The following is a 12391-nucleotide window of genomic DNA, read 5'->3' on the forward strand; positions in this document are numbered from 1 at the left end:
TCCGACATGTCCCCGGCTCGCGCTTTGCTCAGCCGGGCGACCAACGACAAATCTGCCGCGTATTCCAGACCGGGTAAGCATCGCGCCACCCGACAACATCACTGCGGCACCAGGTAACCCGGACAGGGCGCAATGTGCGCCGCAATCCGGGTTTACGCCACGGTTACGCCAGCGCCTTACTGATTTTCTCGTACAGATCGCCTGAGAGATCCTTCAGACCCTTCAGCTGCTCCAGCGCGGCGCGCATCAGCGCCTGGCGTTTCACATCGTAACGCTTCAGGCGAATCAACGGCTCAATCAGTCGCGATGCGACCTGCGGGTTGCGCTGGTTAAGCTCGGTCAGCATCTCCACCAGGAACTGGTAGCCGCTGCCGTCTTCCGCATGGAACGCCGCCGGGTTGCTGCTGGCGAAAGCGCCGATGAGCGACCGCACGCGGTTCGGGTTGCTCATGCTGAACGAACGATGGTTCAGCAGACCGCGTACCGTTTCGACCACATTGGCCGCCGGGCTGGTGGACTGCAGGATAAACCACTTGTCCATCACCAGGCCGTCCTGATGCCATTTGTCGTCATACTCCTGCATCAGCGCATCGCGGCACGGCAGCTCAGCGGCAACCGCCGCCGACAGCGCGGCCAGCGCGTCGGTCATGTTATCCGCCTGGTGATACTGCGCCGCCACCAGCTTATCGCCCAGCGTCGGTTCTGCGAATGCCAGATAGCGCAGGCAGGTATTGCGCAGGGCGCGCTTACCGATATCGGCATGCTCCACCCGGTAGCTGTCGAGCTTATTGGCGTTATATACCGCGAGGAATTCGTCCGCCAGCTCGTTCGCCAGGGTGCGGGTGAGCGCCTCGCGCACAGTGGCGATGGCGATAGGATCGATAATGGCGAACATCTCGGCGATTTCGTTGGCCGACGGCAGGGTTAAGATCTCGGCGGCCAGCGCCGGGTCAATCTTCTCGTCGAGCAGAATCGCGCGGAAGGCGTCCGCCACGTGCACCGGCAGCGACAGCGGCTGTCCCTGCTGATGACGGTTAACGTTCAGCTTGATGTAGGTCGCCAGCAGACTCTGCGCCGCATCCCAGCGCGAGAAATCATTCCGCGCATGGCGCATCAGGAAGGTGAGCTGCTGATCGCTCCACTTGTATTCCAGTTTCACCGGTGCTGAAAACTCGCACAGCAGGGCCGGTACCGGCTGGAAATAGACATTATCAAAGACGAAGGTCTGCTCAGCCTGAGTCACATTAAGCACCGGGTGCAGCGGATGGCCGCCCTTCTGCAGGGGGATCACCTTACCTTCGTTATCGTACAGCTCGATGGCAAACGGGATATGCAGCGGCTGCTTCTCGGCCTGCTCGGCGGTCGGCGGCGTACGCTGGCTGATGGTGAGCGTATACTGCTCGGTTTCCGGGTTATAGTCGTCATGGACGGTGACGATCGGCGTACCGGACTGGCTGTACCAGCGGCGGAAGTGCGACAGATCGACGTTCGAGGCATCTTCCATCGCCTGGACGAAATCGTCGCAGGTGGCGGCGCTGCCGTCATGACGTTCAAAATAGAGCTGCATCCCTTTCTGGAAGTTTTCTTCACCCAGCAGGGTGTGCAGCATGCGGATCACTTCGGCCCCCTTTTCATAGACCGTCAGGGTATAGAAGTTGTTCATCTCGATAACCATATCCGGACGGATCGGGTGCGCCATCGGGCTGGCGTCTTCGGCAAACTGCAGCCCGCGCATAGTGCGCACGTTGTTGATGCGGTTCACCGCCCGCGAGCCGAGGTCGGAGCTGAACTCCTGATCGCGGAACACGGTTAGCCCCTCTTTCAGGCTGAGCTGGAACCAGTCGCGGCAGGTGACGCGGTTGCCGGTCCAGTTATGGAAATATTCATGACCAATCACGCGCTCAATATCGAGGTAGTCTTTATCGGTGGCGGTATCGGTACGGGCCAGAACATATTTGGAGTTAAAGACGTTCAGCCCTTTGTTCTCCATGGCACCCATATTAAAGAAGTCGACGGCGACAATCATATAGATGTCGAGGTCATACTCGAGGCCAAAGCGCTCCTCATCCCATTTCATGGAGTTTTTCAGCGAGGTCATCGCCCACGGCGCGCGGTCGAGATTGCCGCGATCGACGTACAGCTCCAGCGCCACTTCACGCCCGGAGCGGGTGGTAAAAGTGTCGCGCAGGACGTCGAAATCACCGGCCACCAGCGCAAACAGGTAGCACGGTTTCGGGAATGGATCCTGCCACTGTACCCAGTGACGACCGTTCTCCAGTTCCCCTTCCGCCATACGGTTGCCGTTGGAGAGCAGGAACGGATATTTGGCTTTATCGGCGATAATTTTGGTGGTAAAGCGCGCCAGCACGTCCGGACGGTCCAGATACCAGGTGATGTGGCGGAAACCTTCCGCTTCACACTGGGTGCACAGCGCTTCGCCTGACTGATACAGGCCTTCCAGCGCGGTGTTCGCCGCCGGGCTGATCTCATTGACGATGGTCAGGGTGAAATGCTCCGGCAGGCCGCCGATCACCAGCTGATTGTTTTCTTCTTTATAGTCGCTCCACGGCTGTCCGTTCACCTGCAGCGAAATCAGAGTCAGATCTTCGCCGTCCAGGCGCAATGGCACATCAGACGCTGCCGCGTGGCGGGAGACCTTGCTCTCGGCCGTAACAACGGTTTTTGCGGCATCCAGGTCAAAGGTCAAATCGATATCGCTAATCAGATACTCCGGCGCACGATAGTCGTGGCGGTATTTGGCTTGGGGCTGTTGTGTCATAAAAAACCTTTCGCATCTTCGGTAAAGTGTCGTCCCAGTCTATTCCCGTTGTGTCAATCGCGCTATGCAGAATCTTCATCTTTTCAACGTGAAACACGGAAATCGCTACATTTTCTTAACACTCGCGGCACGAAATGCCCTCGACCCGACGCAAAGCTTGTGGTGTGATCCATGTTCAATATATTAAACTAGGCCTCGCAAATGACCGTCAGCGTCGCCATTGCTCGCCATCGCGGGACAGAGCCGGGTAATAAAGGTATACTCCGCCTCCTTTTTCCGCGTTGGTTTCGATGGAACGCTCCAGTGAGAGGATGCTACTGCGCACCATGACACAATTCACTTCTCCTGTACTGCACTCGCTGCTTGATACGGATGCCTACAAGCTGCACATGCAGCAGGCTGTCTTCCACCGCTACGGCGATGTACATGTGGCGGCGGAGTTTCGCTGCCGCGGAGACGACCTGCTCGGCATCTATGCCGACGCGATCCGCGAGCAGGTGGAGTCCATGCGCGACCTGAGGCTGCGGGATGATGAATATCGCTGGCTGTCCACCCTTCCTTTTTTTCGCCAGGATTACCTCGACTGGCTGCGCGATTTTCGCTATGACCCACGCCAGGTCACGGTCACCAATGACAATGGCAAGCTGAACATTCGCCTTACCGGCCCATGGCGGGAAGCCATCATGTGGGAAGTCCCGCTGCTGGCGGTGATAAGCGAGCTGGTACATCGCTACCGTTCACCCGAGACGGGCGTGGAACAAGCGCTAAACGCGCTGGAACATAAGCTAGGCGACTTCGCCACCATGACCGCTGGCCTCGACATGAGCGCCTTCCGTCTGATGGATTTCGGCACCCGCCGTCGTTTTTCACGCGAGGTGCAGGAAGCTATTGTGCAACGCCTGCAGCAGGAGCCATGGTTTGTTGGCACCAGCAACTACGATCTGGCGCGCCGTCTCAACTTAACCCCGATGGGCACCCAAGCCCATGAGTGGTTCCAGGCTCATCAGCAGATCAGCCCGAACCTGGCCAGCAGCCAGCGGGCGGCCCTCGCCGCCTGGCTGGAAGAGTATCCTGACCAACTGGGCATCGCACTGACCGACTGCATCACCATGGATGCGTTCCTGCGCGATTTCGGTCCGGAGTTCGCCACCCGCTATCAGGGTTTGCGCCACGACTCCGGCGACCCGGTGGAATGGGGTGAAAAAGCCATCGCCCATTATCAGAAGCTGGGCATCGATCCGCTGAGCAAAGTGCTGGTCTTCTCCGATAATCTCGATCTGGCGAAAGCCGTCGACCTGTATCGCCACTTCGCCTCGCGGGTGAAGCTGAGCTTTGGGATCGGCACCCGTTTAACCTGCGATCTGCCGCAGGTTAAACCGCTCAATATCGTGATTAAGCTGGTGGAATGTAACGGCAAGCCGGTGGCGAAACTCTCCGACAGCCCGGGGAAAACCATCTGCCACGATAAGGCCTTCGTCCGCGCCCTGCGCGAGGCGTTCGACCTGCCGCCGATTAAAAAAGCGAGCTAATTTTCTTAAGGAGCCTTTCAGGCTCCTTTTTCTTTATTATTTATTGCCGAATTATCCGCTTATGATGCGAAATCTACTTGTCTGATGGAAGATGACAGGTAACATAGATATCCCCCCGCTGTAGGGGGAAGAGACTTTTTTATTGGACTATATAGAGAGATTATTATGAGCGTTGTGCCTGTAGCCGACGTACTCCAGGGCCGCGTTGCCGTTGACAGCGAAGTCACGGTCCGCGGATGGGTGCGTACCCGCCGAGATTCAAAAGCTGGCTTTTCATTCCTCGCCGTCTATGACGGTTCCTGCTTTGATCCTGTACAGGCCGTTATTAATAATTCTCTGCCCAATTACAATCAGGAAGTGCTGCGTCTGACCACCGGTTGCTCGGTGATTGTCACCGGTAAAGTCGTGGCTTCCCAGGGCCAGGGTCAGAGCTTTGAGATCCAGGCGACCAACGTGGAAGTGACCGGCTGGGTGGAAGACCCGGACACTTACCCGATGGCGGCCAAGCGCCACAGCATCGAGTATCTGCGTGAAGTGGCCCACCTGCGTCCGCGCACCAACCTGATCGGCGCGGTTGCCCGCGTGCGTCACACCCTGGCGCAGGCGCTGCATCGCTTCTTTGATGAGCAGGGCTTCTTCTGGGTCTCCACCCCGCTGATCACCGCCTCCGATACCGAAGGCGCCGGCGAAATGTTCCGCGTGTCGACGCTGGATCTGGAAAACCTGCCGCGTAACGATCAGGGCAAAGTCGATTTCGACAAAGACTTCTTCGGTAAAGAGTCGTTCCTGACCGTTTCCGGCCAGCTGAATGGCGAGACCTATGCCTGCGCGCTGTCGAAGATTTACACCTTCGGCCCGACCTTCCGCGCGGAAAACTCCAACACCAGCCGCCACCTGGCGGAGTTCTGGATGCTGGAGCCGGAAGTGGCCTTCGCCAATCTGAACGATGTTGCCGGCCTGGCGGAAGCGATGCTCAAGTACGTCTTTAAAGCGGTACTGGAAGAGCGCGCGGACGACATGCAGTTCTTCGCCGAGCGCGTTGATAAAGACGCTATCGACCGTCTGCAGCGCTTTATCACCGCTGATTTTGCGCAGGTGGATTATACCGACGCCGTCACCATTCTGGAAAACTGCGGCAAGCAATTCGAGAACCCGGTGTACTGGGGCGTGGATCTCTCCTCCGAGCACGAACGTTACCTGGCTGAAGAACACTTCAAAGCGCCGGTGGTGGTGAAAAACTACCCGAAAGATATTAAGGCGTTCTACATGCGCCTTAACGAAGACGGTAAAACCGTCGCGGCAATGGACGTCCTGGCGCCGGGTATTGGCGAGATCATCGGTGGTTCCCAACGTGAAGAGCGCCTCGACGTGCTTGACGCGCGTATGGCCGAGATGGGCCTGAATAAAGAAGACTACTGGTGGTATCGCGATCTGCGCCGCTATGGCACCGTTCCACACTCCGGCTTTGGCCTGGGCTTCGAGCGTCTGATCGCCTACGTGACCGGCGTGCAGAACGTCCGCGATGTCATTCCGTTCCCGCGGACCCCGCGCAACGCGACATTCTAAATTTTTCTGACATAAACCTGAAAGGCCAGCGCAAGCTGGCCTTTTTTTATGTCAATTACTGTTATCAAAATTCAACAAACTTAAACATCAAGGCCTCGAATTCACATTTATGTTACGCACTGTTTCGGTGCATCCTGGTGATACAGATCGCACTTTTTGTTCATAACAGAGCAAAACCCCTGATTAATTTGCTCATTTTTTAACCATGCGCCGCACATCTTGCCAAGACAAAGGCTGAATAAAAAGAAGGCGAATTCAACACATAAAATGAGCAAATTTACCTTTATCCAAATTAATCATAAATATTTCATATAGATAGATATGGAAGGGCGATTTACCTCACCATGTGGAACGGAATTTTGATTAAGTTCACAAAGTTCCCAAAAATACATATTTAGTTACATGTTTTTTCGTTTTGTTACTCATATGAGATATTAGTTGCATTTTCCGGCTAGCGAAACGTTGTCGCGGATGGAAAGATGCCTTCAGACACCAAACTCTCATCAATGGTTCTGTAAGTTTTTATTGACAGAACTTATTGACGGCAGTGGCACGTGTTCATATAAAAAATATTAATGAGGGTAATAAATAATGATGAAGCGCAATATTCTGGCAGTGGTGATCCCTGCCCTGCTGGTAGCCGGTGCAGCTAACGCTGCAGAAATCTATAACAAAAACGGCAACAAACTGGACTTCTATGGAAAAATGGTCGGCAAGCACGTCTGGACCACCAATGGCGACACCAGCAGCGACGATACCACCTACGCCCGTATCGGCCTGAAAGGCGAAACTCAGATCAACGATCAGCTGACCGGCTACGGTCAGTGGGAATACAACATGGACGCCTCCAATGTTGAAGGTTCCCAGCCGACCAAAACCCGTCTGGCGTTCGCAGGTCTGAAAGCGGGCGAGTATGGTTCATTCGACTACGGCCGTAACTACGGCGCAATCTACGACGTCGAAGCAGCAACCGATATGCTGGTTGAATGGGGCGGCGACGGCTGGAACTACACCGACAACTACATGACCGGCCGTACCAACGGCGTGGCAACCTACCGTAACTCTGACTTCTTCGGTCTGGTTGACGGCCTGAGCTTCGCGCTGCAGTACCAGGGTAAAAACGACCACGACCGTTCGATTCACAAGCAGAATGGCGACGGCTTCAGCACCGCGGCGACCTACGCGTTCGACAACGGTATTGCGCTGTCTGCTGGCTACTCCGGTTCCAACCGTAGCGTAGATCAGAAAGCTGACGGCAATGGCGACAAAGCCGAAGCCTGGGCAACCTCTGCAAAATATGACGCCAACAACGTTTACGCGGCCGTCATGTACTCCCAGACTTACAACATGACCCCGGAAAACCAGGGTAACTACTTCGCTGGCAAAACCCAGAACTTCGAAGCCGTTGTACAGTATCAGTTCGACTTCGGCCTGCGTCCGTCCATCGGCTACGTACAGACCAAAGGCAAAGACCTGCAGGCGCGCGGCGGCTTCTCCGGCGGCGATGCGGATCTGGTTAAATACGTCGAAGTGGGTACCTGGTACTACTTCAACAAGAACATGAACGTCTATGCGGCGTACAAGTTCAACCAACTGGACGACAACGCTTATACGCGTGAAGCTGGCGTAGCGACCGACGACCAGGCGGCCGTGGGTATCGTTTACCAGTTCTAATTTGCAGTACACCCCTTCGTGATATGCCTTCAGAGCAGGACTTCGGTCCTGCTTTTCTCTATTCGTGAGGCAAAGATCGTATCTTTCGAAAACCTTCGCGCTTTTTGTCGCAAACGGTTGGCAATTCGTTGTTCTCCCGTTAACCTGATAGCGGATTTCCCTTCAGTAATCACAATGGAACCTCGTCATGTTTGAGAACATTACCGCCGCCCCAGCCGACCCGATTTTAGGTCTGGCCGATCTGTTTCGTGCCGATGACCGCCCTGAAAAGATTAACCTCGGAATTGGTGTTTACAAGGATGAAACTGGTAAAACCCCCGTTCTGACCAGCGTCAAAAAAGCAGAGCAGTACCTGCTGGAAAATGAAACGACTAAAAACTATCTGGGCATCGATGGTATTCCTGAATTTGGTCGCTGCACCCAGGAGCTGCTGTTCGGTAAAGGCAATGCGATTATCGCCGATAAACGCGCCCGCACCGCGCAGACCCCGGGCGGTACCGGTGCACTGCGCGTCGCCGCAGACTTCCTCGCCAAAAACACCGACGTGAAACGCGTGTGGGTAAGCAACCCGAGCTGGCCAAACCATAAGAGTGTGTTTACCTCCGCCGGGCTGGAAGTGCGTGAATATGCCTACTACGACGCGGCTAACCACGCGCTGGACTTTGATGGTCTGCTTGCCAGCCTGAACGAAGCCCAGGCGGGCGACGTGGTACTGTTCCACGGCTGCTGCCACAACCCGACCGGTATCGATCCCACGCTCGATCAGTGGCAGACGCTGGCGCAGCTGTCGGTCGAGAAAGGCTGGCTGCCGCTGTTCGATTTCGCCTATCAGGGCTTCGCCCGCGGCCTGGAAGAAGATGCTGAAGGGTTGCGCGCCTTTGCTGCTCTGCATAAAGAGCTGCTGGTCGCCAGCTCCTACTCGAAAAACTTTGGCCTGTACAACGAGCGCGTCGGCGCCTGCACTCTGGTCGCCGCCGATCAGGAGACTGTAGACCGCGCATTCAGCCAGATGAAGTCGGTGATCCGCGCTAACTACTCCAACCCGCCTGCGCACGGCGCGTCCGTGGTGGCGACCATTCTGAGCAACGATGCGCTGAGGGCGATCTGGGAGCAGGAGCTGACCGATATGCGCCAGCGCATTCAGCGCATGCGACTGCTGTTCGTCAACACCCTGCAGGAGAAAGGCGCGAGCCGCGACTTCAGCTTTATCAGCAAACAGAACGGTATGTTCTCGTTCAGCGGCCTGACGAAAGAGCAGGTGCTGCGTCTGCGTGAAGAGTTCGCCATCTATGCGGTCGCGTCCGGCCGTATCAACGTGGCCGGCATGACGCCTGACAACATGGCGCCGCTGTGCGAAGCCATCGTCGCCGTGCTGTAAGCAATATTATTCGATATCAAGAAAAAGGCCGCGAATGCGGCCTTTTTTATGTTCGCGTCAGGTGGGTTACCAGACCGGCATCTCATCCTGCAGGAACGGGTTGTTGCGGCGTTCCTCACCCAGCGTCGACAGCGGACCATGGCCGGGAATAAAGGTCACGTCATCGCCCAACGGCAACAGCTTATCCTTAATGGCAGCGATCAGCTGCCCATGGTCGCCGCGTGGAAAATCACTGCGCCCCACTCCGCCTTTGAAAATCACATCCCCGGAAATAAGCAGTCGGGAAGCGTCATCAAAGAAGACCACATGACCCGGCGTATGACCTGGGCAGTGCAGCACCCGCAGCGCCACATTCCCTACATTAACCACATCGCCTTCATTGAGCCAGCGATCCGGACGCAGCGGCTGGCAATCCTCCAGGCCGAACATCCGGCTTTGCGCCGGTAAGCCTTCCAGCCAGAACTCATCTTCTTTTTCCGGACCAATAACCGGCACGCCATAATGCTCCGCCAGTTCCGCAGCGGCGCCGACGTGATCGAGGTGGCCATGCGTCAGCAGAATCTGCATCAGCGTGACGCCAGCCTCCGTCACCACCGCTTTGATACGTTCAGCATCGCCGCCAGGATCGACCAGCGCCGCCAGCCGGGTTTGTTCGCACCAGATAAGAGAACAGTTCTGCGCGAACGCGGTAACCGGAATAATACGATAGTTCATGACGCTCCTTTCGTTACCAGTGCCTTACGGGACCGGTATCAATATGCACAAAGTTACTACGTGGGTAATATCCTACACCACCTGCGCGCATAGATAACGCCGCTTTGCGAATATTGCTTAACGAAATACCTTCAATATGGAAATCCATTGCCTGCCCCTTGGTGTGATAGCTGTGTTTTGCTACACCACGGCTTCGTGCGCGAAGCTCATCATTGGTATCGAGGGAACGATAGCCAGAGATAAGCTGGACAGGTTTGTTGGTGCCAAGTAGTCCCTGCAACCGATAAAGATGATCGAACAGATTTGGATCGATGGACTTAATTTTATTCGCGCGGTAATCACGGAAAAAATGGTTAAGTCTTGCTAATTCATCCTGAATATAGCCTCTGCCATCGAAAAACTCCGCCTTGAGTGATTCACCAGTATGCAGGTTATTCAGCGTCAAAATACGCGGACGGGGGGTCGAGAGGGTGGCAAATGCCGGCGCAGGGAGAATGGCGGCAGCACCCAGCGCAGCACCACCCAACGCCAGCAATCTGCGGCGATTAGCGTCAAATTTGTCCATGATAATCAGGTCTACAGTCAATGAATCGTTATATACTTTTTCCGCCTTGCGCGATGCTGAACCTCAGCACGCCATCGCTCGCCACAGCCGTGATGCAGCCCGGCAAAAGAGAACGTTCGCGCTGACCGCGCCACGCATTGAGCGGAATGATATGTATATGCACTTCTGGCGCACGAAAGGCACCTTACCGGGCATTATTGCCAACGTCAAGGCAGCCTCACCCCAGGAAAATCGGGCGCTGCAGAGGAGCAGCGCCCTTTTTTACCCAGTGCTAGGACAACAAAATCCATTGAACTACTTCATTTACCTGATTAATTGTTCAGCTTTCGTCAGAATTTGTGCGCTGGATCGCGCGGTGATATCGTAATTGTAAATATCTGTTCGATATTGTGTACGTCCATCAGCGTCCACAAACGCCGTTAAGTAATATAAATTCACCGGTATATTTTGCCGAATATTGACATAGCGCGTGTCCCCTTGCTTCAGGGCATCAGAAATACGCGAGTCATTCCAGCCCGCATCCTGCAGCAGCATATTGGCCAGCTCCGAAGCCTTATTCACCCTCACACAGCCGGAACTGAGCGCACGAACATCCTTCTGGAACAGATTATGGTTCGGCGTATCGTGCAGGTAGATGGCATCGGAGCTCGGCATATTGAACTTGTAGCGTCCGAGCGAGTTACGCGCCCCGGGCGCCTGCTGGAAGCGGAACGGTAAGTTGTTCTCGGTGATGGTCGACCAGTCAACCCGATAAGGATCGATGGTCTCTTTACTGTTCCAGCCGCGCATCACGGTGTAGCCATGCTGCTCCAGATAGCCTGGATTGTTACGCACCTTCGGCAGGATATCTTTGCGCGCCAGGGTTGGCGGCACGTTCCACGGCGGATTGACCACCACGTTATTCAGCGCGCTGCTCATCATTGGCGTTTTGCGGTCCGGACGCCCCACAATCACCCGCGAGGCCAGCACCTGGCTGCCGTCCTGGTAATAGACCAGCGAGAACGCCGGAATATTGACCATAATGCCGGTGGATAGTTTGCCCGGCAGTAAGCGTAAACGCTGAATATTCAGGGCCAGCACCCCTGCGCGCTGCGCGGAAGAGACGTTGAGCCAGTCGCGAGTCGACTGGCCGATGACGCCATCCGCCCCCAGCCCCTGCATCGCCTGGAAGCGCTTAACCCCCTCCACCAGCTGGCGATCGTACACGCCGCGCGCCGCGGGTTTGCTCTTTTTCTTCGCCGACGGGCTCACCACATCGCCAGGCAGAACGATATTGGCGGTATTGTCCAGCATCCCGGTACGCTGGAGGATCTCGCGCAGGGCACCGATATCATTGCTCCATTCGCCGGGGCGCAGCGAGCCGCTGCCGGTCATCTGCGGCCACGGGCGAGAATCAGCCACCAGCGCCAGCAGCGACTGATGCATGGCTTCATACTGCGGATGATGCGGCGCCAGGCCGGCGATAAACGCCGGCAGGGAGCCATTGTCCAGCGCCAGCTGCCACTGGTTAATCACCGACAGCGGCGGGGTCGCCATCTTGTACGGCGTTGAACTGTACAACCAGCGGGTCCCCTGGGTGGGGATGCCGCTGATAAAGTGCAGATAGCCCATCATGGCGTCCGACAGCACCACATCGCGCGCCATACCGCTGACGGCGGGATCGGTCAGCAGACTGACCCAGGTGGTAAACTGCGGCTGAAAACCGGCGATGGCGATCTCCGCCAGCTGCTGCTGGAACGCCTGCACCGCCTCGCGGTTTTCCCACATCGGTTTCATATCCCTGGCGGCGTACAGCGACACCAGCGGATTCATAAAGACGGGTTTATACCCTGCCGGCAACAGCGCCTCGATCTGAGCGCGACTGTTTGCCGCCGTCGCCATCGACAGCGGCTGCTCACCGGCCAGCTTCGCGACCGCCGGCGATTGCCCATCGCTTTGCGCCAGCGCGACAGAGACCTCAGCGGGCGTCGCGGAACTGTCGCCGGGTACGACTTCAGGCTCTTCGGCCTGGACATTGAACAGCGGAGCAAATGCCAGTGCCAGGCTCAGGCTGAGCGCTGACAATGGACGACCATACCGTTTCTTTAGCAACATCCCTTGCCCCCTGTTGTCACACATTGCAGCCCACAAAATTGGGGCTCTTTTTTCAGTATATAAAGACGAAAAGGCTTTTGCCTTACCTAATG

Annotated in this window: 8 protein-coding genes; 4 read left to right on the forward strand and 4 right to left on the reverse strand. The window is 56.2% G+C overall.

The genetic code is table 11. The annotated features are described in order from the left end of the window. Positions 1-163: 163 nt before the first annotated feature. Entirely contained in the window at positions 164-2779 is a 2616-nt protein-coding gene (gene pepN, locus MKS11_RS10410; protein WP_048294447.1) for an aminopeptidase N, read from the reverse strand. A gap of 326 nt (positions 2780-3105) precedes the next feature. On the opposite strand from pepN, the gene pncB reads away from it, so the two are divergent. From pncB to MKS11_RS10430, 4 genes are all read left to right on the forward strand, one after another. Then, positions 3106-4308 carry a nicotinate phosphoribosyltransferase gene (gene pncB / locus MKS11_RS10415; protein ID WP_043521086.1) on the forward strand — a complete coding sequence of 401 codons (1203 nt, stop codon included), beginning with the start codon at positions 3106-3108 and terminating at the stop codon, positions 4306-4308. Between the two features lie 165 nt (positions 4309-4473). Beyond that, entirely contained in the window at positions 4474-5874 is a 1401-nt protein-coding gene (gene asnS / locus MKS11_RS10420; RefSeq protein ID WP_017899452.1) for an asparagine--tRNA ligase, read from the forward strand. 591 nt (positions 5875-6465) lie between these two features. Beyond that, positions 6466-7548, forward strand: a complete 1083-nt coding sequence (ompK35, locus tag MKS11_RS10425; RefSeq protein WP_114464925.1) for a porin OmpK35 — start codon at positions 6466-6468, stop codon at positions 7546-7548. 187 nt (positions 7549-7735) lie between these two features. Next, positions 7736-8926: an amino acid aminotransferase gene (locus tag MKS11_RS10430; RefSeq protein ID WP_017899450.1), complete on the forward strand. Its 1191-nt coding sequence runs from the start codon at positions 7736-7738 to the stop codon at positions 8924-8926. Positions 8927-8992: 66 nt separating this feature from the next. Here the strand turns inward: MKS11_RS10430 and MKS11_RS10435 are convergent, their stop codons facing one another. The 3 genes from MKS11_RS10435 to ldtD all read right to left on the reverse strand — a co-directional run bounded on the left by MKS11_RS10435 (position 8993) and on the right by ldtD (position 12299). Then, on the reverse strand, positions 8993-9640 hold the full coding sequence (locus tag MKS11_RS10435) for an MBL fold metallo-hydrolase (protein ID WP_004201404.1): 648 nt from the start codon (positions 9638-9640) through the stop codon (positions 8993-8995). A 13-nt stretch (positions 9641-9653) separates the two neighbouring features. Further along, positions 9654-10205 (reverse strand): YcbK family protein, encoded by a 552-nt coding sequence (locus tag MKS11_RS10440; RefSeq protein WP_004201403.1) that lies wholly within the window; start codon positions 10203-10205, stop codon positions 9654-9656. A gap of 303 nt (positions 10206-10508) precedes the next feature. Then, positions 10509-12299 (reverse strand): L,D-transpeptidase, encoded by a 1791-nt coding sequence (ldtD, locus tag MKS11_RS10445; RefSeq protein ID WP_004201402.1) that lies wholly within the window; start codon positions 12297-12299, stop codon positions 10509-10511. Between the last annotated feature and the right edge of the window lie 92 nt (positions 12300-12391).

This window comes from Klebsiella sp. K5-45 (genome assembly GCF_030128605.1).
Lineage (GTDB): Bacteria > Pseudomonadota > Gammaproteobacteria > Enterobacterales > Enterobacteriaceae > Klebsiella > Klebsiella quasipneumoniae.